Source organism: Microcoleus sp. S28C3 (assembly GCF_036700785.1).
Lineage (GTDB): Bacteria > Cyanobacteriota > Cyanobacteriia > Cyanobacteriales > Microcoleaceae > Microcoleus > Microcoleus asticus.
In genome coordinates this window covers 18,763-43,850 of sequence record NZ_JAUBPO010000068.1, presented here as the reverse complement: position 1 = coordinate 43,850, position 25,088 = coordinate 18,763, and the positions used below count along the sequence as shown (strand labels likewise).

Sequence of the window (25,088 nt, the reverse complement as noted above, 5' to 3'; positions counted from 1 at the left end):
TTATGTATGACTGTACTTTAAGCCTTGGATAGCTTTCCTCGCCACTCACCCCAAAAAACTGTCCGGACTGTTGATTTTAGATTTTAGATTTTAGAATTGACCCCACGGATGAATCCGGGGGCTTGTATCCTGGATGCTTTCGGTCAGAACTTACTAAAAAAACCCGGTTTCTAGGAGAATATTGCCTATAGCAACGAGGCATCTAGGAAGAAACCGGGTTTTTAGCCGTTTGGTGCGTCCAGGAAGGTTAGTGCGATCGGCTAAACTTCGACTAAACTATGGTGACAAGAATATCTTGAGCGTGAGTGTCAACTTTCATGGTTTCGCCCTCATAAACTTGAATGATTTTGCCGGTACCGTCGATGACGAAAGTAACGCGCTTGGCATAATCGCCTTTCTCGACATCGTAAGCTTTGGTAATCGTGCCATCAACATCTGCTAATAGCTGGAAAGGCAAACCGTATTTCTCTGTGAACTTTTGGTGCGATTCCTCGTTGTCTCGGCTGACACCGAGAACTACTATATCTTTGCCCTTGTATTCTTCATGGGCTGCTTTGAAGCTTTGGGCTTGTCTGGTGCAGCCGGGGGTGTCATCTTTGGGGTAGAAATACAAGATTACGGTTTTACCGGCGAATTGGGACAGGGAGACTGTGTTGCCGTTTGTGTCTTTGGCGGTAAACTGAGGGGCAGCGCACCCAACTGGTAAAGTCATAGTTTTGTTTCCCTTGTTTGGTTTTTCTTGCAGTTCCTCAACTTATTTTAGTTGGTTCTGTCGCTTTGCAAGAGACCTTTGTTAAAAATCGCGATCGCCCCCAACTCCATGACGTTAAGCTTTACTGCATTTAACTTGCATCTCAGACGCGGGCTAAGAGTGCCTGTTACACGCATAGTTTCAATACTGAGATCTTGGCACCATTGTCAATAATCCTTTTTTGAACAGGCAAGATGCCTGTTCCACAAAGAGTAGATTTTCTTGTGGAACAGGCATCTTGCCTGTTCAGCGATAATACTGCAAGATGTGAGAATAGACATCTGCTTTTTAGCAGATGTCTAATTGAATGTTCGCCGGTTCTACACACCAACCGATTGAGCAGCAGCGGGCATCATAGACGGATCGATCGCAATTCCTAAACCTTCTGCGACTTGGCGGCCGTAATTAGGATCGGCGCGGAAGAAATGGCACAGTTGGCGCATCTGAATCTCCGGTTTTGCTGCACTCAAACTTTCCACAATGTTAGCGACAAGCCGCTGCTGTGCGTCGGGTTTCATCAAGCGATAGAGGTCTCCTGCTTGGGTGTAATCGTCATTGCCCTTACGGTGATCGTAGCGATCGACTTTGACATTTCCTAAGTCCCAAGCTGGGTCAGCATAGACCGAGTTTTGCTTCGGCGCATCCTCGTGGCTGTTGGGTTCGTAGTTGGGCCCGCTACCACCGTTGTTACCCGGTGCCATTGCGCCATCCCGTTGATAGTGCATCACCGGACACTTTGGTTGATTGACGGGCAATTGCTGATAGTTTGCACCGAGACGGTAGCGTTGAGCATCTGGATAAGACATGATGCGAGATTGCAGCACTTTGTCTGGAGAGAAGCTAATACCTGGAACGACATTAGAAGGAGAAAATGCCGCCTGTTCTACCTCAGCAAAAAAGTTTTGTGGATTGCGATTGAGTTCAAGAATTCCCACGTCAATTAACGGAAACTCTGAATGCTTCCACACTTTCGTCAAGTCAAAGGGGTTTTCGCGATACTCTGCGGCTTGGGCCTCAGTCATTACTTGAATGCAAAACCGCCATTTGGGATAATTACCTTGGTCGATCGCCTCAAACAAGTCGCGAGTCGCATGATCGGGGTCTACGCCTTTGATCTGCGTCGCTTCTTCGGCGGTGAAATTATCAATACCTTGCATGGTTTTGAAGTGGAATTTGCACCAAACCCGTTCTCCTCGATCGTTGATTAGGCTGAATGTATGGCTGCCAAAACCGTCCATGTGGCGGTGGTTTTTCGGCGTACCGCGATCGGAAAACAGAATTGTCACCTGATGCAAAGCTTCTGGACTCAGCGACCAGAAATCCCACTTCGCGTCAGGATCTTTGAGATGCGTTTGGGGATGGCGCTTTTGCGTGTGGATCAAATCAGGGAATTTGAGCGGATCGCGGATGAAGAAAACAGGGGTGTTATTGCCTACTAAATCCCAGTTGCCTTCTTCGGTGTAGAACTTCATCGAAAAACCTCTGGGGTCGCGTTCGGCATCCGCTGAACCTTGTTCGCCACCTACGGTAGAGAAGCGGAGAAGAACCTGAGTTTCTTTGCCAATTTCTGAAAATAGCTGAGCTTTGGTGTAGCGAGTAATGTCATGGGTGACGGTAAACGTGCCAAATGCAGCGGCTCCTTTTGCATGGACAACGCGTTCAGGAATTCGTTCCCGGTTGAAGTGAGCCAGTTTTTCCATCAGGTGAAAATCCTGCATGAGGATAGGCCCGCGTTCACCCGCAGTCAAGGAATTCTGGTTATCTGCAACCGGAATTCCGTCAGCCGTTGTCAATGTTTTGTGTTCTGTCATAGTGGGTAAATTTATTGCTCTATCCTAAGTATTCTATACCTTTCTGGGGCCCAGGTGTTTCTGCGGTGGTAATTCTCAGATCGGCGACTGTGTGTTAAATTATTAGTGTGTTTTCAAAATTTCATGAGTCAATTAAAACTAAGTTCTCAATAAAATATGATTGATTTCTACACTGTGATTATCCGAAAAAGTGCTGATTATTGGGTTTCTTTGTGTTTAGAAAATGGATTGGTGGGACAAGGAAATACTCCCGAACAATCTATTGATAAACTCAAACAAGCTATTGAGTCATTCTCCGAAGTTTATGAATCAGAGCCTGATGTTTATCTCAGTCCTCTTTCTATTAATGAATTACACGAATTTCTGACTTTAGAAGATGCAGAAGCCTCAGACACTTATGAACTAAGAAAAGTTTATGCCTAAAAACCTTCCATCTTTAAAACCTAAAGCATTAATTAAGATTTTAGAAAAAAACGGATGTCAATTTTACCGAGAGGGTAAAGGAGATCATTGTTTGTATATGCGTGAAATTGAAGGCAGAAAAAGGATTGTTCCAATTGATATGGGTGCTGGGGAAATGTCACCAGCTTATGTGTTACGGATTTTCAGGCAATTTGGGTTTACAGATCCAGAAATTGAGGGGATGATTAGTTAAGTCCGCCTTGATTATTCAGCAATTGAATTAGCAATTTTACTGTACAGCAATTGCCTAATCAATACCCCAATCTTTCAGTTGTGTTGTAACTGATTGGATAGGAAAAGCAAGAGCAGTATCAGTAGCAGGTCGTCGAACAGGCTCTTGATTCTGTGTAGTAATGCTAATGTTATAACGACCTCCCTGCCCAATGGCAACAACGCGATTTTGCCGATCTAATACGGGACTGCCAGCATTAACTATAACTGAAATTGCAGATATTTGTAACTCTCGATCGCTCTTGTTGATGACTTTTCCTGTTGCAACTGTCCAATCATCATTGGTGTCGTCAGAATATCCAATAATGTGGGTAGGTGAGTTGAGGGGAACAGAGGCTGAGGATCTGGCTAAAGGCTTAATATCCTTCGGAATGTTCGTGACTTCAAGTAAAGCTAAATCTAGCTTGTCAGAGGCAGCAGTATTTTTAGCAATCTGAGCGGGTTTCCGCTTGCGGAATTCGCCAGATGTCGGTTTACTATAAAATTCAACTTCGATTTCTGGAACACTCTGGAGCTGAGTTTTGTCAGTCGTTTTCACAAAGCGCTTGGTCACAATCCAAGCTTTGTTTCCCTGCCGTTTTACTACCCAACCAGTAACCGACTGTAACTCGGGAGAATTTTTAATAATAACTCGAACAACAGACCGCTTTAATGAAACTAAAGGTTCATCTTGTAAACTGGGCAATCGCTCTAGAATTTCGGGAAATTGCGGATTTTTCCGCATAGCTAAGAGCCGCTCGGTTTCTTTGAGTAATAAATTAACCCTAATATTTTGGAGTGATGCACTTATCCTCTTGGCGAAATTGTTGTCAGCTTGGGTATGTTTGAGGTTGAGTTGAATAGCTTGGCGGTAAGCGGAGATCGCCTCGTCTAATCTTCCCTGTTCATGTAAAATCCAACCTAAATTTTTGTAAGCTTCGGCATCGTTTGGATCTATTTGGATGGCTTGGCGGTAAGCGGATATCGCTTCCTGTGGTTGGCCTTGGTTGAACAGCGCATTACCCAGATTGTTATAAGCTTCGGCATAGTTTGGATCTATTTGGATGGCTTGGTGGTAAGCTGCGATCGCCTCATCTAATCTCCCCTGTTGCTGTAAAGCCCAACCTAAATTTTTATAAGCTTTGGCATCATTGCGATTTATTTGGATGGCTTGGCGGTAAACTGCGATCGCTTCTTTTTGCTTGCCTTGGTAGAACAGCGTATTACCAAGTTTGTTGTAAGCCCAAACCCACTGAGGGTTAACTTTGATGGCTTGGCGGTAAGTTGCGATCTCTTCATCTAATTTGCCTTGCAAAAACAGCGCACCACCCAGATTTTTATAAGCTTCGGCAAAGTTTGGATCTATTTGAATGGCTTGGCGGTAAGCTGCGATTGCTTCATCTGGTTTGCCTTGCAAAAACAGCGCACCACCCAGATTTTCATAAGCTGCGGCAAAGTTTGGATCTATTTGGACGGCTTGGCGGTAAGCTGCGATCGCTTCCTCTGGTTTTCCCCGATCGCTTAAGTGAAAGCCGAGAGTTTGGTAAATACTCGCATCCCAAAAATTAGGTTGAATCGCCTGCCTCAAACTCTCTGTTGCTTCATTTTCTGCATTTTGTTTTTTCTGCACAACCGCTTGAACAATATAAGCAAAAGAAGTGAGGCGATTGGCAAGCAACGGCAGTGTTGCCGCCACGTATAACAATAAAAAAACTGAGGTTAACTTGGGCAAGAATTTTTGAGGCACTTTCGGTAAAGGCATAATCTTTCTTCCTCTCCAACGCAGTTAAGTCCATTCTACTTCTTCTCTCAAGCTACCAGCCAGGGTTTCTCTAAACCGGGTGATTGAAAATGCAGCAGCCTCACACATTTATGAACTCAGAAAAGTTTATGCCTAAAAACATTTTTGTTCAAACCCATAACTTTAGTAAATTTTTCACAACTGCACTTTGACTATAAATCTGTAACAATAAAAATATAGTACCTATTTCCAGTTTCTCTCAATGACTTTTATTCCATCTGAAGCGTTTAAATCTATTAGTTATCCCGGCCGCACTGTCAAAAGAGCCGATCGCGCCGTCCGCTGTTCCCCTTTTCTATTACACTTCTTCCAGACAATCCGCGATAACAGTGTTTTCCTAAGTGCGATCGCCTCAAACGCGGGTGTCGAAAGCGGCTACACCCGATCGCCCGTATCCGAACTCGTAGCCGAAAACTCCCTGCTGTGGCTGATTCAAGTCGGCGTGTTGCGGCGGGAAGTAGACGGACAAGGCATTACCGACAGTTTTCGCCTCACACCCCTGGGCCGCCAACTCGTGGAAAAATGGGAACAGCAAGGACAGGGAGTGCCGGCCGCGTCATTGTGCGATCGCATGGGAAATGCCGTTAGCCGCGGGTTGGGACTATTTCTCTGAGGGCTTTTTACTGGCGCTAGTCCGACAGTCCGACAGGGAATCAATTCCCTGTCTCATAGCAAAAGTCGGTTAAAACCGACTGCAAGTCTCAATTTAACTCGATGTTGAGTTTCGCATTGCACGTTAATCAACCTCCTCAGTCCTCTTGCAGAGGACTTGCGCTATGAGACAGGGATTTCAATCCCTGTCGGACTCGCCGTCAAACGAGTTAGACCGCGATCGCACCATAGCAGTTTTTGAAGAACCGGGCGATCGCATCCCCGTTCCAACCTTTGCCGAGTCCTTCAATCTCACCGTCGGTGAAATGTTCAGTTGGCTGACTGAGTAGCGCCACCTAGATTTATGAATGTATTTAACCGCAGAGGGCGCAGAGGGCGCGGAGGAGGGAGAAGAGAGCTCACCCTACGGATTTGCTCCGATCGAATGTGCGGTCGATCGCTTATACTAGAATATCTGGCTGTCAGCTCTTCAAGGACGAGAGAGGACTAAAGTTGTCACTACAAACTTAATTATGATTATTTAACCGGACTTGATATCATCTCTCAAATAACCGCTAACTACTAACAACTAACTACATAAAAAGTTTGTCAAAAATGGAAGCTAAATCTTACAAAGACACGGTAAACCTGCCCAAAACCAAGTTTGATATGCGCGCCAACGCCACCAAGCGCGAACCAGAATTGCAACAATTTTGGACAGATCGAGAAATCTACGATCGCCTCTCGGAAAATAACCCAGGCGACATATTCGTCCTCCACGACGGCCCGCCCTACGCCAACGGACAACTCCACATCGGCCACGCCCTCAACAAAATCCTCAAAGACTTTATCAACCGCTACCAAATGCTGCGCGGCAAAAAAGTCCGCTACGTGCCCGGTTGGGATTGTCACGGATTGCCGATCGAACTTAAAGTATTGCAGAACATGAAATCGGAGGAGCGGCTAAATCTTACCCCGATCGAACTCCGCCGCAAAGCTTCCGCCTTCGCCCAGCAAACAATGGAACAGCAGCGCGAATCCTTCCAGCGCTACGGCGTTTGGGGCGACTGGGAACACCCGTATTTAACTCTGAAACCCGAATACGAAGCCGCCCAAATCGGCGTTTTCGGTCAAATGGTGCTCAAAGGCTACATCTACCGCGGCTTCAAACCCGTTCACTGGAGCCCGAGCTCGAAAACAGCCCTCGCCGAAGCGGAACTGGAATATCCCGAAGGCCACACGTCGCGCAGCATCTACGTCGGCTTCCACGTGAAAAAATTGTCAAAATCTTTGCAACAGAAGCTCAAGCGCTATATGCCGAGCCTCTGGGCGGCGATTTGGACGACTACTCCCTGGACAATTCCGGCAAACTTGGCGATCGCAGTTAATCCCGAATTGACTTATGCGGTGGTGGAACCGCCGGCAAATTCCCACATCGCACAACAATTTATGTTAGTAGCTGTCGATGCGGTCGATCGGCTGTCGGCAACTTTTAACACTCAATTAAAAATACTTGCCACCTTCTCAGGTAAAGAATTAGAAGGCTGCATCTACAAACACCCGCTGTTCGATCGCGAAAGTCCAATTGTTGCCGGCGGCGACTACATTACCGCTGATTCAGGGACAGGATTGGTGCACACTGCACCCGGCCACGGACAAGAAGACTTTATCGTCGGAAAACGCTGCGGTTTGCCAGTTTTAACGCCCGTAGACGAAAACGGAAATTTCACCGCAGAAGCCGGACAGTTCGCAGGTTTAAATGTCCTAGGAAACGGTAATGCCGCAGTGATTGATGCCCTTGCCGAAGCAAATTGTTTGATTAAAGAGGAAAGTTACGCTCACTCTTATCCTTACGATTGGCGCACGAAAAAGCCGACTATTTTTCGGGCGACGGAACAGTGGTTTGCCTCCGTTGAAGGGTTCCGAGATGAAGCCTTAAAAGCGATCGCCGGTGTGAATTGGATTCCCGCCCAAGGGGAAAATAGAATCACGGCAATGGTTAGCGATCGATCGGATTGGTGTATCTCTCGCCAGCGGACTTGGGGCGTTCCCATTCCCGTATTCTACGACGAAGAAACCAACGAACCGCTGTTAAATGAAGAAACGATCGCCCACGTGCAAGCCATCTTTGCCGAGAAAGGTTCGGATGCTTGGTGGGAATTGTCGATCGATGAATTGCTGCCGGAATCTTACCGCAATAACGGCCGCACTTACCGCAAGGGAACCGACACGATGGATGTGTGGTTTGACTCGGGTTCTTCTTGGGCCGCAGTTGCCAAAGGTCGATCGGAATTAAACTATCCTGCTGATATCTATTTGGAAGGTTCAGACCAACACCGCGGCTGGTTTCAATCCAGCTTGCTGACCAGTGTAGCAACTAACGGCGTTGCTCCTTACAAAACAGTTTTGACTCACGGTTTTGTGCTGGATGAAAAAGGCCGCAAGATGAGCAAATCTGAAGGAAATGTCGTCGATCCGGCAGTCGTAATTAAGGAATATGGAGCCGATGTTTTGCGGTTGTGGGTGTCTTCGGTAGACTACTCGGCAGATGTGCCTTTGGGCAAAAATATTCTCAAACAGCAGTCGGATGTTTACCGCAAAATTCGCAATACCGCTAAGTTTTTGCTGGGCAATTTGCACGACTTCGATCCGGCAAAAGATGCCGTTGCTTACGAGGAATTGCCGGAACTAGACCGCTATATGCTGCATAGAATGGGCGAAGTATTTGCGGAAGTCCAAGATGCTTTTGAAAGCTTCCAATTTTCCAGATTTTTCCAAACTGTGCAGAATTTCTGCACGGTGGATTTGTCTAATTTTTACTTGGATATTGCCAAAGACAGACTTTACATCAGCGCGACAGATACCCTTCGGCGCCGCAGTTGTCAGACGGTGATTGCAATTGCTGTGGAGAATTTGGCAAGGGCGATCGCACCTGTTTTGTGTCACATGGCCGAGGATATTTGGCAGTACCTTCCCTATCCGACTCCGTACAAGTCCGTGTTTGAAGCCGGCTGGGTGCAAATTGATGCAAAATGGCACAATCCAGAATTGGCTACTCGCTGGCAGTATTTGCGACAAGTGCGCGGCGAAGTTAACAAGGTTTTGGAAAAAGCCCGGATTGAAAAGGCGATCGGTTCTTCTTTGGAAGCTAAGGTTTTGGTGTACGTTCCCGATGTTGAGAAAAGGCAGCAATTGCAAGCTTTGAATCCCAGCAGCGAAGAATTGGTGGATTATGTCCGATCGCAAAATTCAGTCATTGAGTTAGCCGCAGAGGAGAAAGCAAAAGCAGCACAAGATAAACAGGAAGAACAAGCGGCAAAAGTTGCCAAAGTCTTGACAGAAAACACAGTTTATGTTGAGGCGCAAACGATCGCAGAAAAGAGCGATCGATCTTCTGCGATCGTACAGTATTCTGCCCCTGAACCGTCGGCTTTAGATTGGCAGCAAATCTTAGATCGAAGCGTCCAGTTTGTGGCGGATCTGCCTGAATACGCGGGCAACTTTTTTACAGAATACCAAAAAGTTTTGGTAACACTTGGGCTGTTAGCCTCTGTGTTGATAACTGGCAGAGTAACGCTGGCGATTTTGGATACGATGAATCAGATTCCGGTATTGGGAAGCCTACTGGAAATCATCGGCATCTTATTTACAATCTGGTTTGCTTTCCGTCACTTGTTGTTTGCCGCCAACCGTCAAGAAATTGCAGAACAAATTGATTCGCTGACAGCAGATGTGGTAGGGCGGACAACAGCGCTTGTGCTTGCAGAAACAAAGGCGATGGTACTCGCACCGGCATTGGATACAGCGCTTGTGCTTGTAGAAACACAGGCGATCGCACAAACAGCCCCAGCCGAAAAAGTGTTTGTAGAAACACCTGAAATCCCGACAGCAGAATTAGTTGCGATCGAGCCCAAACCAGAAATTCCTGCTGAAATAGCTGTAACGCAGGATTCTACAATGACCGGCAAGGGTGTAGACGAACTGCGGTATTTGTTCATTACTTCGGAAGTGGAACTGGTAGAATCGAATGCAATTCTGCAAGAATTGCCGTACAGTTATCAGTCTCCAGAGTTGGCGATTGGTGTAGTTAAAGCAGACGGCGAAAAGTGCGATCGTTGCTGGAACTACTCTACTCACGTCGGAGAGTCGATCGAACATCCGCTAATTTGCGAACGCTGCGTGTCAGCAGTAGACGGCAAATTCTAACCGTAGGGTGCGCTTCGGGAAAAATTCTTGAGTTTGTGGTTGCCACATTCAGCCCGAAGCGCACCTTACAATAACTTCATTTAGTTATTTCTGATTAAAAAAACGGCAGACGATTTCACCAGGGTTGTTTTCTCCAAACGCCAAAACTGTTCCATCTTTCTTAACTGTAGTGCGATCGCGGCAATTGTAGACTTCTAGAGGCTTTTTCACTCCGTCAACACTGAGAATTACCCTGTATTCCCAATAATTTTTTGCGCTGCGTTTGATATCGACAATGCAAATCTCGCGTCCTCGATCGTGGCGGCATACAGAGGCTTCAGCAGGAAGCGCGACCCAGAAAAAAAATATTAATAACAAAAAGTAGCAAACACATTTCATCATCTGCGATCGCCTTTTCCTTTACGCTACTCCGAACCCAGTATGCGGACGCTTGTAAGGTGGATGCAACCCCAACACAATATCATCCTCAGACACTCCCATCTCCACAAATTCCCGTGCAATATCCACTTCTGTCATATTGCGCTGAATCCAAATTTTGCTATCCTTAATATCCAAATGAATGAAACAGTTGTATATCCGCTTTAGTCCCTCCCAGCCAACATCTAATAACTGATAGTGGTCATGTTCCCAATCAAAAACAAGCTGGCATTCAACGTCTGGATTAGGATTTTCTCTCGTTGCTTGTTGAGTTAGCAATTTGCGGATACACTGGCGGTAATGCTCTACTCTTTCCATTCCACAATTACCTCCTTTTGCGGATCGTAAACGACGAGTTTAAGTTGATACACATTGACCGCTTCTTGTATAAATGGCTCTTGAAAAAACGAGTCAAAAGTATCAAAGGGTACTGCTAGATACAGTGTTCTGTCCGGTTCTTTGATTTGTAAGGCAAGCCGATAATTCAAAAATTGACCCAAGGCGAGATGAAAGTCAGTAATTGCAGAGTTGTTGAGAAAGCTTTTAATTTCAACAGCAATTTTTTGCCCTAATTTTTCCGCCGCCAAAATCTTCTCTGCGGCTAAATCAATCTCAAACTTAACACCCTGAATTTTGACGATCAGCGGATCTGCGGTGATTTCCCACTCCTCCTTCTGAAGCGCTTTTTTTACAGCATCGTGAAATAAATCTCTAGCAGCCATTTCTCCCTCATACAGCTTCTATATCTATCTTAAGCAGCCAAAGCGCGCAAGCTGCCGCGATCGCCCTCAAGTGGCGACATCGTAAGATAGCTGAACCATACCAGAACTGTATGTCTGACATCCCGTTAACTGCAAAGCTGTAGTATTTATGGGATTAGTAAATAAAGGAATTCCCTCGCCTAAAATAATCGGGTGCACCGAGAGAATCACTTCGTTGACAAAGTTTTGATTCAGGAAATCACGAATCAGTAGAGAACCTCCCACCAGCCAAATATTCTGACCCTCAAGCAAGCGCAAATCATTGACAAATTTCTCTAAATCTGTTACCACTTCGACATCAGAAGTCGCTTTAAAATCGAGATTTTTAGTAAAAACATAACTCTTTTTTTCCTGGTACGGATACTCGCCAAAAGTTAGAACTTGTTCGTAAGTTTTTCGACCCATGAGAACCGTATCGATGCTATCTAAGAATTTAGTATAACCGTAATTTTGGTCTGTAAACAGCCAGTCAATATCGCCATTCGATCGCGCGATATAACCGTCCAAACTAGATGCAATGTATAGTACAATCTTTCGCATGGCAACACCGAGGTTTTTGGGGCTATTGGGGCGAATATCGCCCCAGTCACCTTAATTTTAAATGATTTAGCGTCCTGACGGTAACTTGAGTTCGATACCCACTTTTTGACCGAGGTCGATCGCCTTATCAGCAAAATCAGTCATGCCTGCGATCGGAATTGCGATCGCAGTACCCGCCGCTAAAATAGCTGTTAAGCTTTTCTTTAATCTGGTTTTATTCCATTGGTTCTCCGGTTTCTTAATTTCCGCCTCGACATCTTCAATATCAATAATTATCCCCTCGCGGATGTCTTCGGGAAACTGGGTCGCGGTTTCACGCATTGATGAGATTAATTGGAGAATTTCCGCAGTATTGGCATTATTGATTTGCTTGAATTCATTATTACTAACTTGCGCGTAGTCGCTGCCTATAACACCGGACATCGGGCCATTGAAGTTGTTGGTTTTGGAAGAGTTTTCAGTCATAACTTTTGCTTCGGCTGTAATATTAGTGGGTTTGCTAGCGAGTCGTTTAGCGATATCTACAAGGTCGTCATATTCTCTTCCGTATTTGTCATCGCCCCTAAGCCTTCTGCGCCGAAGTTCGATCGACTCATACCCATCCAGCAACGGCCGCAAATCGAGTTTGAGTTTAAGTTTGCCGACACGCACTGTATTCTCGCCCATATCCTCCAGCCCTAGCAATTCCTCGTAATCCAGCGGATCAGCATCGGGATAACCTGGAACCGGCACCCATTGACTGATTTCCAGATTGGCAAAAGAATTGTGGATTTTGGTAAACGTATCGCGAATCATGCTGAGGAAAGAACGCCGCGTCGATTCCCGCCCGCTAACGGCAATAAAGATTTTCTTATCTTCCGGGTCAGATTTGATCCGGGCGATGTTGTACACCTCAGCGCCTTCGCGGTACTCCAGCATAACCCCCGTGCGCCAGTGGGTGCAGTTGTGGATTTTCTCGTGCATGAGGACGATGAAGCGCGAGAGGATGCTGTCGGGGAGGATGCGGTAGTGATATTGAAATTCCAGCGTTTCGCCTTGGAGTTTGGTATTTTCCGGTTGTTCTTTGGGCAAGATGCCGGGGATGAGGAAAGTCGGCGGGCAATTGCTGACGGGGAAGCAGAGTTCAAATTCGCCCATCAACTCGGTGAGGCAGTCGTAGCGGTGGCTGGGATATTTAGTTGAGTCGAGGATGCGGCTGAGGTCGGCGTAGGTGAGAATGCCTTTGGTTTTGACTTTGAGTTCCTCGTCGCTGAGGAGGCCATAGATGCCTTCAGTCACCCAGTGGGGATTGAGGATGTTGGTGGATTGCAGGATCGGGTGTTCGCGGAAGTTGAGGACAATGCCCAGGTTGTGCAGCAGTCCGATTAGTTGGGTTTTGTCGGTTTCTTCCCAGATGTTTTCTTTGCCGCAGATACTGGCGTATTCGCTGATGCTGATGATGTCTTTGTCGAGGTTTTCCAGGCGCTGCTTGACTTGGAACCAGCTTAGCGGCAAAAGATCGTAGACTTCTTTGAGTTGGGAGATTTCCGTGTGGATGGCGCTGCGGAGTTCGTCGATGCCGGTTCCGCTTTGGCAAGAGGTTTCGAGAATCGCTTTGATGTTGGGATATTTGTCGCGCAAGGCTTTGCGGTTGAGATCCAGGGGTTGTTCGTCGCACTTGTTGCCGACGATGATCACGGGGGAGGCGTCGCCGAAGCTTTCGATCAGTTTCAGCCAGTATTCGAGGCGGTTTTCGTCTTCGCTGGTGCGGCAGTTGCACACGAGGAGGTAGAGGCTGCGTTTGGTAAGGAAAAATTGGTGGGTGGCGTGGTAGATTTCTTGTCCGCCGAAGTCCCAGACGTTGAGTTTGACGGGTTTGGTGTTGACTATAATTTTCCAGTCTGTGATGTTGAGTCCGTCGGTTTGGGGCTCGTTGGGGTTGTATTTGTTGTCGGTGAGGCGGTTGATCAGGGAGGTTTTGCCGACGCTGCCTTGCCCGACGAGGAGGACTTTGGCTTCGTTGAGGGGGAGAACTTCGCCGCTGCGGAGTTGGCGCAGGTAGTTGAAGATGGCGGCGGGAGTACCGGGATCTTCTTTGTCGCCGAGAACTTCTGGAGAAATGGGCAGGGGATTGTCGCGGAGGTCGAGTTTTTCAAGTTTTGCTAGTGTTTCTAAGCATTCAGGAATCTTTTCAATCTGATTGTTTCTGAGGACAAGCAGTGTCAGATTCGACAGTTGCCCGAGCTTTTCTGGGATGGAGGTAATCTGATTGTCACTGAGGCCAAGCCCTGTCAGATTCGACAGTTGCCCGAGCTTTTCTGGGATGGAGGTAATCTGATTGTCACGGAGGTTAAGCCCTGTCAGATTCCACAGTTGCCCGAGCTCCTCTGGGATGAAGGTAATCTGATTGTCACTGAGGTCAAGCTCTGTCAGATTCGACAGTTGCCCGAGCGCCTCTGGGATGTAGGTAATCTGATTGTCACTGAGGTCAAGCGCTGTCAGATTCGACAGTTGCCCGAGCTCCTCTGGGATGGAGGTAATCTGATTGTCACTGAGGTCAAGCCCTCTCAGATTCCACAGTTGCCCGAGCTCCTCTGGGATGGAGGTAATCTGATTGTCACTGAGGTCAAGCCCTCTCAGATTCGACAGTTGCCCGAGCTCCTCTGGGATGGAGGCAATCTGATTGCTGCAGAGGACAAGCAGTGTCAGATTCCACAGTTGCCCGAGCTTTTCTGGGATGGAGGTAATCTGATTGTCACTGAGGTCAAGCCCTCTCAGATTCCACAGTTTGCCGAGCGCCTCTGGGATGGAGGTAATCTGATTGTTCATGAGGTCAAGCTCTGTCAGATTCGACAGTTTGCCGAGCGCCTCTGGGATGGAGGTAATCTGATTGTCACTAAGGTAAAGCTCTGTCAGATTCGACAGTTCGCCGAACGCCTCTGGGATGGAGGTAATCTGATTCTCACTAAGGTAAAGCTCTGTCAGATTCGACAGTTCGCCGAACGCCTCTGGGATGGAGGTAATCTGATTGTCACTGAGGTCAAGCGCTGTCAGATTCGACAGTTGCCCGAGCGCCTCTGGGATGGAGGTAATCTGATTCCAATGGAGGTCAAGCCCTGTCAGATTCGACAGTTCGCCGAGCGCCTCTGGGATGGAGGTAATCCGATTCCAACGGAGGTTAAGATCTGTCAGATTCGACAGTTGCCCGAGCGCCTCTGGGATGGAGGTAATCTGATTGTTACTGAGGTTAAGATCTGTCAGATTCGACAGTTGCCCGATATCCTCTGGGATGGAGGTAATCTGATTGTTACTGAGGTTAAGATCTGTCAGATTCGACAGTTGCCCGATATCCTCTGGGATGGAGGTAATCTGATTGTTAGCAATCGAAAGTATTTTTAAGTTGGTTAATTGAAGAACAGCATCAGGAAACTTAGTTAGCTGATTTCCAACCCATTTCCTTTTTTCCTCATCCCACTTCCCCAACACCAACGTCTCAAGCTGCGTGCACTTGCCAATCTCCCCCGGCAATTCTTCCAAGTCCAGCCCCGACAAATCCAGTTCCGTCAAATTTTCCTCGGCTGCTTGGTCAATTCGCCACACTGCTTCCTCTCGCGTCATGCCCTTTGTCTCTCGGTAGGATTCATTTTATTGTGACAGGATTTTTTGCTTGGTGGGGGGGAATTATCGCCCGTACTCTTGAACCACAAAAACCGGATGACTCAACCCAGGCTGATTCTGCTTTTTGATGCGAATCAGGCGATCTAGCAACGAATCAACCTGCTGAAGATAGGCATGAAGAATAGTAACTTGTTCCAGGTAATCTCAACCGTCTTTACAAACAATAATTCCTCCATGATGTTCACCGCCACGGTGTAGCGCCACAAAATCATCGCGATTGAAGCTAATTACCGCCCGATTTTGTTCAGTAGCAAATCGGAGAACCTCGTCATCAGGAATCCCTTGATTCGCTTGACCAGCATCATAGGAAGTTAAAACATCACAGTCAAGGCTACGCAAATGCTCGACCATTGCGATCGGAAAATTTTCACTCTTAATACAGCCTCACTCTTTCAATCATCGGTTTGATGAGAAACAATAATGCGATCGATTTCTTGGTGATGGCGATCGTAATAACGCCAAGCATTCTCTAAATCGCGATCGTCCAAGACAGGATAATTCAGAAGTAACTCAGCCTCATCAGCCCCCTGTTGGTGAAGCGAAACCAGTGTCCAAACAGGAATGCGGCTGTTGCGAATCCGGGCATTTCCTCCACAGATTCCAGGCGTACTCTGAATCGCCCTAGCTGAGAGTTTTTCTTGAAACAGCAAACTCTCTTCAGGTGTCAGCGACTCAATGACTTGAATTAAGGAGTCAACCAACTGAATGTTCATAGCTGGTAATTTACGGAATATATAATAGTGCGATCGCTCAAACTATCATAGCAAAATTCCCCAACACCAACCTCTCAAGCAGAGCGCACTTGCCAATCTGTGGCGGCAATTCCTCGAACCCTGCCAAATCCAATTCTGTCTGGCCCTCATCCGCAGCTTTGTCGATTAACTGCAACAACTCCTCTCGCGTCATATCCTTTGTCTCTCGGTAGGATTCATTTTATTGTGACAGGATTTTTCGTTTGGTGGGGGGGAATTAGGACACGGCAGTGCCGTTTCCCTACAATTAATCTGGCGATGATTATATCCGAGGGAGGGCGATCGTCGATTATTTTGGGGTAGGGAAACGGCATTGCCGTGTCCTCCGTGGCCTACGCATCAAAACCTTCATAACCGGGTTTTTTTTTGTTTCTACGACTGTAACGGGTCTTCTGAGCAAAAACCCGGTTTCTTACTGCCCGCGAGGAATCTGGAGAGGAAAAAGGCTACACATTTTTTGTTTAGTAGATTTATGTTAAAGGGAGATGAATTATTTGGTCTTGGTATTCGTTTAAATATTTAAGCGCCCTCGATCAAGCACCCTGGATAACAGATTGTCTTTCCCGTTCAGCTTTCAATTTTCGCAATCTTTCTGTCGCCGGATGGGGATTTGCTACTTGGAGCTTTCGCTGCTGATGCGACCATTCCAACCAATCTTGCAAATATCTACTTACTGATTCTTGATTCTGTAAATAATACAAAATAGTGGTATAAACTTCTGCCAAAGTTAGAGATGGATAGAGTTGCTGAATTTCTTCTGGGGTGCGTTCCCGATAAAGATACTCATACAGTACCGTCTCAATCCCGATGCGATGTCCTTTAATGCGAATATCATCCGGTGCTAAGAAATCAAAATACTCATTCAGTCCCATATCTAAAATCCCTCTTTTAGCTATCTACTATTCTACTATTCGGTTTGAGCGGAAACAATCATGCGATCGATTTGTTCGCGGTGGCGATCGTATTTTTTTTGTTTGCTGACGATAAATACCCAGAGAAAGCGAGTTTCTCTGTTCTGCGTATGATACGTACTTACTTAAACTTTAGCTAATCTAAATATAAACACATAATAAACCTCAATCTCATGTTTTTTACCAACTAATGACAAATGGTGCTACGCTTGGGATAGGAAGTTATTTGTTTATGAACCAAATTAAACGTGTTGCCATAGTGGGAGGAACCCACGGAAACGAACTCACAGGAATTTACCTTGTGAAGAAAGTCGATCGCGCGCCAGAGTTAATTGGGCGATCGACTTTTGAAACTATGACTCTGCTAGCCAATCCCAAAGCTTGCGAAATCGGGACACGCTACGTCGATATCGACCTCAACCGCTGCTTTAGAAAGCAAGATTTAGAAAATCCCGATATCTCCAGCTATGAAGCGCAGCGGGCGAAAGAAATCTACGGCATTTTTAGCTCAAAAAACACTCATCTGCCCAACGTAATTATCGATTTGCACAGCACCACCTCCAACATGGGGCTAACATTTATTCTCGCCAGCCATCATCCATTTAACCTGCAACTAGCAGCTTATTTAACATCAGTGCATCCCCACCTCAAGCTACTCGCTTCTACAACCAACAATCCTGATAGTCCTGTGCTGCGATCGCTTTCCGAATTAGGCGGTACGCTGGAAGTTGGTGCAGTGCCGCAAGGCGTATTAGATGCGTCTTTATTTCAGCAAACTGAGCAAGTTGTTAGCACAATTTTAGACGGCGTAGAAGCCTACAATCAAGGCACAATGCCTGCTGCAAAGAATCCCCTGACTATTTATCAAAGCATTCGGGCGATCGACTATCCCAGAAACGAGAACAGAGAAATTCAGGCAATGATTCATCCTCATCTGCAATCCAGAGATTATCAAGCCCTGAATCCCGGCGATCCGATGTTTTTGACCTTTGATGGTGAGTCGGTCTTGTATGAAGGTAAATCAACTGTTTATCCCATTTTTATTAACGAGGCTGCTTACTACGAAAAAGGAATTGCCATGTGTTTTACCGAAAAGCTCACAGTCAGTCTTGAGTAGAAATTTTAAAATTATTCTTGAGAATTTTCAGGTGACAAAAACTCCTCTTTAGAAGCCGTAGTCAAAGAACGCAATTCCTTCCATATTTCCAAAGTGATAATACAGGTAATCAGCCACACCAAACCAGCCGTATAACCAGCAATAACATCGGTAGGCCAGTGAACTCCTAGGTAAAGTCGGCTCAAACCAATAGCAGCAATTAATACAACTGTCAAACTGTAAATCGACCAGCGCTGCTTGGGAAAGCGTTCACCCAAAAAATATCCTAGCAAACCGTAAATAACCATTGAAATCATCGCGTGCCCGCTAGGGAAACTGTAAAATTTCACATCAACAACGCGCTCCCAAAGTTGAGGTCGAGCGCGGGCAAAAAGTTTTTTTAACAGTAAATTTAAACCGATCGCCCCCCCACCCGCGAACGCAATAGTTGTAGCTTCCGAGCGGTGATTGCGCGCTAGCAAAACAATACCCAACATCAGACAAATCACTAGCAGCAAGTTCGGCTCGCCCAAAAAGGTAAAGCCCAGCATTATTTGATCGCCCAGCGGAGTGTGCAATTTCCTCAGAGCTAGTAAAATAGAGGTATCGAAAGCGTAACTTTCTTTTTCCAACACCTCTTCGGCAATGGTGGCAAATCCCCACATCGCCAAAGCAGCAACAGCAAGCCCGGCTAGCCGAATTATCGAAATGAGCGATCGAATTTTAGAGCGCATTCTTGAATTAATTAAAAATTTTAAATTTCTAACTCAAAATAATACAACAAATATAGGAAACGAAAAAGCCTTACCGATCGTCTAGATTCTTAATCCCCTCTATTCTGAATCATTAATTGATTTTTCACTACCCACCTCAGCTTTTACATCCAACGGGCGAATGACTATACTATCAAAAAAATACCTTTCTGCAATTTTGTTGACCGTGGGGTTGACAAGTCTGTCTAGCTGTGCGAGCACAACCGGAGTTAATGCCCCGATCGCCGAAGCCCACACGATCGCCCAGCGTCTCGTCTCTTCCGCAGTCGCCCAAAAGCCGAACAACCCGCAATTCGGTCAGCCGATCGGCTGTACCCTAGGCAAAGACTGTTTTGTATTGCTGTATTTCGATCGAGAACCCGGCCCCACTGCCGTCGATTTTGGCTGCGGGCGTCAAACCTACGACGGGCACGACGGTACAGACTTTGCGATTCCCGACGCCAAAGCAATGGCAAAAGGAGTGCCAGTTATTGCCTCCGCAGCCGGCAAAGTTTTGCGATCGCGAGATGGTGTGGTCGATCGGCGTTTACTGAACGATACAGACAAAGCCAACATCGCAGGCACAGAATGCGGCAACGGCATGGTAATCGACCACGGCGCAGGCTGGGAAGCCCAATACTGCCACCTCCGCAAAGGCAGCGTTGCCGTCAAACCCGGTACGCAAGTAGAAAAAGGCACTGTTTTGGGCATGGTGGGAAACTCTGGGATGGCATCTTTCCCCCACGTACACGTAACTTTTCGCTATCAAGGCAAACCCGTAGATCCGTTTGTCGGCCCCGACGCGAAGGTAGGCTGCAACATCGCCCGCAATCCAATCTGGGACAAACCTCTAGACTATATTTCCACAGGTTTAATTCGGGCCGGTTTTGCCAATAAGCCACCCGATATCAACGCTGTCTGGGAAGGACAATTTTCAGAGACTCAACTCCCTGCAAACAGTCCTGCTTTGTTGTTTTGGGTGCAAAGTTACGGAGTGCTCAAGGGCGATCGGGAACAATACAAATTATTTGCCCCCAACGGCACAACCATCGCCGATCAAACCAATGAAATTAAAGCCCCCAGCCGTACTTGGTTGGGTTATGTCGGCAAAAGAAACAGTACAAATTCTCCTCTGACTCCCGGAGTTTGGCGGGCCGAATATCGGTTGACGCGGGGCGATCGAGTTTTGGCAGAAGTCAAGCGAGAAGTAGAGTTGCGTTAGTCGCCAAGTTGTACGATCTTCTGATGTCAGTTCTTATTCATCTTTTCGCAACCTAGCAATAAAAAAAACTGCTGTCAAAGTCAAAGCCATGCCAAAACCCTGCATCAAAGTCAACCTTTCGCCCAAAAACACATAAGCACCGACAGTCCCAAACACCGGAATCAGCGTTAAAAATTGTGCAGCAATACTTGCCGAAATAGTTTTCAGCCCGACAAGGTAAAGCCAATAAGGCACGGCGTACTGGAGAATTCCAGAGGCGATCGCCAAACCCAAAATTGCCTGACTTCCAGCAAAATAAAACACTGTACTTTCCCCTGATGCCAACCAGCAAATCACAAGCACCAACATCAAACCAAAACTCTGCTGAATCGCAGTTAAAGGCAGTGCCGAAAGTTGCTGTACACCCCTACGCGACAGCACCGCATACACAGCAGCACAAACAGTACCCGCCACTACGAGCAAATCTCCTATTAGAGAACTTGCATTTAAATTGCTGTCAAATCCAACTGTCAAGATCGCACCAATAATGTTAAGACTAGAAAGCCATAACAAAGAAAATCCCACCGATTCTCCCAGAAATATCCAAGCAATAGAAATAACAATTGCAGGTTCTATCGCACCAATCAAAGTTGCATTGCTGGCACTCGTCCTTGCCAGTCCCAGCATACAAAAAATATATCCGAAACCGGGTTCCAACAATCCTGGCAATCCCAGAAATAGCAGTTTCCAAGCCTGTCGGCGGTCAAATAATTCGGGCAGTAATTCGCGTTTGCTGCCAGGGTGACTGAGAGTAACGATCCACAAAAGCGTAACGCTAGCGGTCAATTGCACTTCTACCAATTTTAGAGGAGGAATATATTCTAAAATTCCTTTGCTGAGGACAGAACCCAGCCCCCAAAAAGCGGCTGACAAAATCATCGCGATCGCAGCTTTACCTTTTTGCGTAGCAAAAAATGATTTCAGCATAATTTTGAGCTTTCTTTCTCGCCTGCGATCGAATTAGTTGCCACCTCCAAAAAAAGCTATTCTAAAATTTGGTAAATCCTGGTAGCGTTGGGTTCTGAATAATTTAATTGTCAATGTATTGGCTGGCGGGTTTGGTTCCTGGCAGCTTCAAAAAATATTATTAGGGTGCTTTGGATGTGGACAATTTAGGGCAAATTGTCCCAAGCTTGAGCCACAATGTCGCTCAGCCATAGCCTCTGAGCAAAATCGAGCAGATTGTCGTCGGCGAGTACCTCAGCCTTCAACTCATCCAAAGACTGAGATCGCGATCGAGCTATTTGAATCACACCCGCGATCGCCGACGCCACCAATTCTTCATTCAGCGGCTGCTGTCGCAAAGCAATCATTTCTTGAGGATTCGTAGGAATGGGATAATTCATAGGATTGCATACCGAAGGGAGTAGATGTTCAGCCGCTGTGGGGCTTCCGGCGAATCAGCTAAAAATCTGAGAACACTGTAAACTTATTTAAAACTAAATAAGTATTCGGGAGTATAACTTACTTTGCTCCCTTGTCAACTCCCTCATCTTTATTAATTTATTCAGAATTGAGACCCTAATCATGCAAGAAATTCTTTATCTAGAAGTCCCGACACCGGATACAGCAGCGGTCTGCACTTGGTTGCAGCACGAATTCGATCCCGGAATCGGAGAAAAAATTATTACTCCTGACGGTTTTCGGCTGGTCTCAACCGCAACAGCAGCCGAGGTTGTGTTGTCTGGAACTCAAAATGCCAATCCAAAACCCGCCTTCGGTAACACCAATTCACAAAACGGCAATTCCCGATCGACAGAACTTTCCCTCTTTGTCTGGTCAGTACAGCGCACAACTTATTTAAAAGTCTTTCGTCTAGAAGACGCGCCCGTTGGAGAAAGAAAGTTCCTGCAAGCTCTGAATCTTGCTGTGAGAAACAAGTTTCCCGATCGCTACCCGGAACCCCCTGTCATAGACCTCTCCAAACAGTCAATTTTTGACGCTCTTGCCCCCTATTACCCCCTGACAGTCAAATACTTCCAAAAAATGCCAGAAGGCGAATACGACCTCAAGCGCGTCTACTGGTGGGAGCAGCGTTGGCGCGAAGGCACTCGCAATCCTCAAACGCCAAAACAAGTAGTGTTTTTGAAGGAAGAGGGAACAGGGAAGAGGGAAGAAGGAAGAGGGAAGAAGGAAGAAGGAAGAGGGAAGAAGGAAGAAGACACGATTTTGGTGTCCGATTCTGGCGATACTTTTTATGACTTAATTTATATTGGCGGGGCATTGGGAGTGATTCACGCCGCAGTCATGGCGAGATTGGGCTACCGAGTGCTGCTAGTTGAGCGAATGCCTTTCGGGCGGATGAATCGCGAGTGGAATATTTCGCGCGACGAAATTCAAAGCTTAATTGATTTGGGTTTATTTACTGCTGCGGAAATCGAAACTTTGATTGCCCGAGAATACAAAGATGGCTACAACAAGTTTTTTGATGCTAACAATCCGCCCGTTGCTCAAGCACCTGTTCTGCACACGCCGAAGGTGCTCAATGTAGCTTTGGACGGCGAAAAACTTCTCTATTTGGCGGGAGTTAAGCTAACAGAAGCTGGCGGAGAAATATGGGATGAAACGGATTTTATTAGAGCTGATGTTGAAGCGGAAAAAGTAGTATTTCAGGGCCGCCACTTGCCCACCAAAGCCGATCGCACTGCATTAGGACGGCTGCTGGTGGATGCCATGGGTTCGGCTTCTCCCATCGCTTGGCAATTGAACGGAGGGCGGGCTTTTGAGAGCGTTTGTCCGACGGTGGGAGCAGTCATAGACGGAGGATTTGAGCCTGGGGTTTGGGATTCTGAGTATGGGGATGTGCTCTACACTCACGGCGACATTTCCCGCGGCCGCCAGCTCATTTGGGAGTTATTTCCCGGCGCTGGCGGAGAACTTACAGTTTATCTATTTCACTACCATCACGTAAATCCCGAGAATCCCGGTTCTTTGCTGGAAATGTACGAGGATTTTTTCGCAATTTTACCGGAATACCGCCGCTGCGATGTCGATAAATTGGTGTGGAAAAAGCCGACCTTTGGTTATATTCCCGGGCATTTTAGCGCCAACAGCAGCGATCGAGCCGTGGCGATCGATCGCCTAATCTCGATCGGCGATGCAGCATCCCTACAATCTCCTCTCGTTTTCACCGGCTTCGGCTCCCTCGTCCGCAATCTTTTCCGCTTAACAGACCTTTTGGATACAGCATTAAAGCACAATTTGTTGACTGCAAATCACTTAAACCAAATTCGCGCCTACCAGAGCAATGTTTCAGTAACTTGGCTGTTTTCTAAAGGCATGATGGTTCCCACGGGTCGTAGTTTGCCACCCCAAAGAATTAATTCAATTCTCAATACCTTTTTCGGTATTTTGGCAGGGCAAAAACTCGCCGTAGCCGAAACTTTTATCAAAGACAAAACCGACTGGCTAACTTTCAATCGACTGGCGATCGAAGCAGCCGGAAAAAATCCTTCTCTCCTGCTGTGGATTTTAGATTTTGTCAGTTTGGGGGATATTTGGCGCTGGCTGGGAAGTTACTTGAATTTTACTCTACTGGCTTTGGCCAGTTGGCTGTTCGGATGGCTTCCCAGCTTCGCGCGCAGGGTACAACCTTGGTTGGAACCCCGGTATCCTGCTGTTTGGCTGTGGCTGTTGACTAGCAGCTATGCTCTCACCTACGGCATGGGAAAGGGGAGAAAAGAGTTTTGAGTTTTGAATTTTGACTCAAAACTAGCAACTTCAGTGCGCTATCGAAAACTCGGCAATTCAATTTCAGCTAGCGATCGACGTTTTTTAGAAGGCCGCAGCGGACTGGCAATCAAGGTCAGCCAGTCAGGTTGTGCGACTGCTGTAGGTTTGGCCGCACTCGATCGCACTTCTTGAATGCCAAAGGTTTCAACTGAATTCAAAATTTCAACAATCGGTGCCAATTCTGGGCTGCCTAATTTGACAGCAGCAGTTTCGGGTTCAGACTCAGCCACCGGCAGTTCAGGTTCCGCAACAGCAGGGGCCGAGTCAGTTGCCTGCTCCTGAGGCTGGTAGGTTTCGCTCTCCTGCAATTGAATGCCGGATGCGTGGGCTAATTGGTTGAGTTCCTGATTTGCTATGGATTCAGGGTCGATCGCATCGGCAGCAGCCACTGCCTCTGGATTCTGTGCTGGTTCCGACCAAGGTTGGACGGGGGAAGCGTTCAAAGCTGGCGGCAGCGGAACCTGAGAGCTTTTAACCGCGGCGAGCAAAGATTCTAATTGCGCGCTGGCGGTATCCTCTGCACGGTCAGGCGGGTAGATAATCGGTGACTTTTGCGGCATCTCCAGACTTCTTTCCAAGGCAGCTTTGAATTGCAGGGTGTGGCGCTGCTGGCGGTGCAAGCGCGATCGAAGTTCCCTGCAAAGATTTTCTGTGGTTACTAGCTGGTGTAACTGTTCGTTGTAGCGCTGCACAGTAGACGCACATTCTCGCTCAACAGCCGCTAGCCTGGCTTGGCTGGTTGCCAAATGACTTCTTAAACTCTCAACTAAAATTTCTTGACCTTGGAGGGTTTGATGGGAAATTTCCACTTTGCCAAACAGCCGCGTCAATTGTTCTTGAGTATTTTCGAGTTCTGCTGTCCGCTGTTCTAGCAAACTTTCGCGGTTCTGCAAGGTGTTTTGGGACTCTTCGAGAGCTGTTTCTAGCTGGGCGAGGCGCTGCAAAAGGTCGCGGTTGCATTCGTGCAGCGCTTGCATTAGGGTGACTGGGGTCGATCCTTTGCCCTTAGCCTCTTCCGCATTGCTAAGCAGATTTTTTAGATGATCTGAAATCGGGGGCGAGCCCGCCTCGGTCGGCTGTGTCTGAGATGGCGAATTTTTTGTTTCAGGTTTTGTGGGAATTGCATCTACGCTGATCGCGTTGGGAAAATCTACTGTTTGCCAGTCTTCTTCTGGCTGTTGGGGAACTCTTGCGGGAGTGTCTGTCGCATGGGGGGCGATCGGCTCAAAACCCCCAGCAGCAGCAAAATTTGACTGCAATGGTTCGGTATCGGATGGAACAGCAGGGTGCGGTTGGTGCTGATTGGCTCGAAGATCAGCTTCTGACATGGCTTTTTATCCCAATAGTCACAGGGTCTCAGATACAGTCTATCCTTAT

General features: G+C 47.0%; 25 protein-coding genes. 8 read left to right on the top strand and 17 right to left on the bottom strand.

Annotated elements, in window-relative coordinates; genetic code table 11:
* Positions 1–271 precede the first annotated feature (271 nt).
* From QUA13_RS20065 to QUA13_RS20055, 3 genes are all read right to left on the bottom strand, one after another.
* Entirely contained in the window at positions 272–712 is a 441-nt protein-coding gene (locus QUA13_RS20065; protein ID WP_172192900.1) for a peroxiredoxin, read from the bottom strand.
* A gap of 47 nt (positions 713–759) precedes the next feature.
* Entirely contained in the window at positions 760–888 is a 129-nt protein-coding gene (locus QUA13_RS20060) for a hypothetical protein (protein ID WP_333201276.1), read from the bottom strand.
* Positions 889–1,071: 183 nt separating this feature from the next.
* On the bottom strand, positions 1,072–2,562 hold the full coding sequence (locus QUA13_RS20055) for a catalase (RefSeq protein WP_333201274.1): 1,491 nt from the start codon (positions 2,560–2,562) through the stop codon (positions 1,072–1,074).
* 156 nt (positions 2,563–2,718) lie between these two features.
* On the opposite strand from QUA13_RS20055, the gene QUA13_RS20050 reads away from it, so the two are divergent.
* Both QUA13_RS20050 and QUA13_RS20045 read left to right on the top strand, forming a co-directional pair.
* On the top strand, positions 2,719–2,985 hold the full coding sequence (locus QUA13_RS20050) for a type II toxin-antitoxin system HicB family antitoxin (protein ID WP_333201273.1): 267 nt from the start codon (positions 2,719–2,721) through the stop codon (positions 2,983–2,985).
* Positions 2,978–3,217, top strand: coding sequence for a type II toxin-antitoxin system HicA family toxin (locus QUA13_RS20045; RefSeq protein ID WP_333201271.1), 240 nt, complete (start codon positions 2,978–2,980; stop codon positions 3,215–3,217). Before QUA13_RS20050 ends, QUA13_RS20045 begins: the two co-directional genes overlap by 8 nt.
* Positions 3,218–3,271: 54 nt before the next feature.
* Here the strand turns inward: QUA13_RS20045 and QUA13_RS20040 are convergent, their stop codons facing one another.
* A complete protein-coding gene (locus QUA13_RS20040) occupies positions 3,272–4,996 on the bottom strand; it encodes a tetratricopeptide repeat protein (RefSeq protein WP_333201269.1) in 1,725 nt (574 codons plus the stop codon).
* 241 nt (positions 4,997–5,237) lie between these two features.
* Here QUA13_RS20040 and QUA13_RS20035 point away from each other — a divergent pair, with 241 nt between their 5' ends.
* The 3 genes from QUA13_RS20035 to ileS all read left to right on the top strand — a co-directional run bounded on the left by QUA13_RS20035 (position 5,238) and on the right by ileS (position 9,832).
* Positions 5,238–5,648, top strand: coding sequence for an Npun_F0494 family protein (locus tag QUA13_RS20035; protein ID WP_333201267.1), 411 nt, complete (start codon positions 5,238–5,240; stop codon positions 5,646–5,648).
* Between the two features lie 163 nt (positions 5,649–5,811).
* Entirely contained in the window at positions 5,812–5,976 is a 165-nt protein-coding gene (locus QUA13_RS20030; protein ID WP_216670280.1) for a hypothetical protein, read from the top strand.
* Positions 5,977–6,241: 265 nt separating this feature from the next.
* On the top strand, positions 6,242–9,832 hold the full coding sequence (gene ileS, locus QUA13_RS20025) for an isoleucine--tRNA ligase (protein WP_333201266.1): 3,591 nt from the start codon (positions 6,242–6,244) through the stop codon (positions 9,830–9,832).
* Positions 9,833–9,916: 84 nt separating this feature from the next.
* Here ileS and QUA13_RS20020 read toward each other — a convergent pair whose 3' ends face one another.
* From QUA13_RS20020 to QUA13_RS19980, 9 genes are all read right to left on the bottom strand, one after another.
* Positions 9,917–10,213 carry a hypothetical protein gene (locus QUA13_RS20020; protein WP_333201264.1) on the bottom strand — a complete coding sequence of 99 codons (297 nt, stop codon included), beginning with the start codon at positions 10,211–10,213 and terminating at the stop codon, positions 9,917–9,919.
* Between the two features lie 18 nt (positions 10,214–10,231).
* The gene (locus QUA13_RS20015) at positions 10,232–10,567 is read right to left on the bottom strand and encodes a XisI protein (protein ID WP_333201262.1); all 336 of its coding nucleotides are present in this window, start codon (positions 10,565–10,567) and stop codon (positions 10,232–10,234) included.
* Positions 10,555–10,971, bottom strand: a complete 417-nt coding sequence (locus QUA13_RS20010; RefSeq protein ID WP_333201260.1) for a XisH family protein — start codon at positions 10,969–10,971, stop codon at positions 10,555–10,557. The genes QUA13_RS20015 and QUA13_RS20010 overlap by 13 nt, the downstream gene beginning before the upstream one ends.
* A gap of 66 nt (positions 10,972–11,037) precedes the next feature.
* Positions 11,038–11,550, bottom strand: coding sequence for a dihydrofolate reductase family protein (locus QUA13_RS20005; protein WP_333201258.1), 513 nt, complete (start codon positions 11,548–11,550; stop codon positions 11,038–11,040).
* A 66-nt stretch (positions 11,551–11,616) separates the two neighbouring features.
* Positions 11,617–15,147, bottom strand: a complete 3,531-nt coding sequence (locus tag QUA13_RS20000; protein ID WP_333201256.1) for a leucine-rich repeat protein — start codon at positions 15,145–15,147, stop codon at positions 11,617–11,619.
* Positions 15,148–15,351: 204 nt separating this feature from the next.
* The gene (locus tag QUA13_RS19995) at positions 15,352–15,564 is read right to left on the bottom strand and encodes a DUF5615 family PIN-like protein (protein WP_333201278.1); all 213 of its coding nucleotides are present in this window, start codon (positions 15,562–15,564) and stop codon (positions 15,352–15,354) included.
* A gap of 35 nt (positions 15,565–15,599) precedes the next feature.
* Entirely contained in the window at positions 15,600–15,920 is a 321-nt protein-coding gene (locus QUA13_RS19990; RefSeq protein WP_333201253.1) for a DUF433 domain-containing protein, read from the bottom strand.
* A 37-nt stretch (positions 15,921–15,957) separates the two neighbouring features.
* Entirely contained in the window at positions 15,958–16,113 is a 156-nt protein-coding gene (locus QUA13_RS19985; protein WP_333201252.1) for a hypothetical protein, read from the bottom strand.
* A gap of 379 nt (positions 16,114–16,492) precedes the next feature.
* Positions 16,493–16,831 (bottom strand): DUF433 domain-containing protein, encoded by a 339-nt coding sequence (locus tag QUA13_RS19980; RefSeq protein WP_333201249.1) that lies wholly within the window; start codon positions 16,829–16,831, stop codon positions 16,493–16,495.
* Positions 16,832–17,102: 271 nt separating this feature from the next.
* Between QUA13_RS19980 and QUA13_RS19975 the strand changes: the two genes are divergently transcribed.
* Positions 17,103–17,987 carry an aspartoacylase gene (locus QUA13_RS19975; protein WP_333201248.1) on the top strand — a complete coding sequence of 295 codons (885 nt, stop codon included), beginning with the start codon at positions 17,103–17,105 and terminating at the stop codon, positions 17,985–17,987.
* Positions 17,988–17,998: 11 nt separating this feature from the next.
* On the opposite strand, the gene QUA13_RS19970 is transcribed toward QUA13_RS19975, so the two are convergent.
* A complete protein-coding gene (locus tag QUA13_RS19970) occupies positions 17,999–18,700 on the bottom strand; it encodes a phosphatase PAP2 family protein (protein WP_333201246.1) in 702 nt (233 codons plus the stop codon).
* A 160-nt stretch (positions 18,701–18,860) separates the two neighbouring features.
* Between QUA13_RS19970 and QUA13_RS19965 the strand changes: the two genes are divergently transcribed.
* Positions 18,861–19,940 carry a M23 family metallopeptidase gene (locus QUA13_RS19965; RefSeq protein WP_333201244.1) on the top strand — a complete coding sequence of 360 codons (1,080 nt, stop codon included), beginning with the start codon at positions 18,861–18,863 and terminating at the stop codon, positions 19,938–19,940.
* 33 nt (positions 19,941–19,973) lie between these two features.
* Here the strand turns inward: QUA13_RS19965 and QUA13_RS19960 are convergent, their stop codons facing one another.
* Together QUA13_RS19960 and QUA13_RS19955 are read right to left on the bottom strand one after the other, a co-directional pair.
* Positions 19,974–20,906 (bottom strand): DMT family transporter, encoded by a 933-nt coding sequence (locus QUA13_RS19960; RefSeq protein ID WP_333201242.1) that lies wholly within the window; start codon positions 20,904–20,906, stop codon positions 19,974–19,976.
* A 185-nt stretch (positions 20,907–21,091) separates the two neighbouring features.
* Positions 21,092–21,325: a hypothetical protein gene (locus QUA13_RS19955; RefSeq protein ID WP_333192700.1), complete on the bottom strand. Its 234-nt coding sequence runs from the start codon at positions 21,323–21,325 to the stop codon at positions 21,092–21,094.
* A gap of 181 nt (positions 21,326–21,506) precedes the next feature.
* Between QUA13_RS19955 and QUA13_RS19950 the strand changes: the two genes are divergently transcribed.
* Complete coding sequence (locus QUA13_RS19950) at positions 21,507–23,669, top strand: flavin-dependent dehydrogenase (protein WP_333201240.1); 2,163 nt, start codon at positions 21,507–21,509, stop codon at positions 23,667–23,669.
* A 38-nt stretch (positions 23,670–23,707) separates the two neighbouring features.
* Here QUA13_RS19950 and QUA13_RS19945 read toward each other — a convergent pair whose 3' ends face one another.
* A complete protein-coding gene (locus QUA13_RS19945) occupies positions 23,708–25,039 on the bottom strand; it encodes a hypothetical protein (RefSeq protein ID WP_333201238.1) in 1,332 nt (443 codons plus the stop codon).
* Positions 25,040–25,088: the final 49 nt, after the last annotated feature.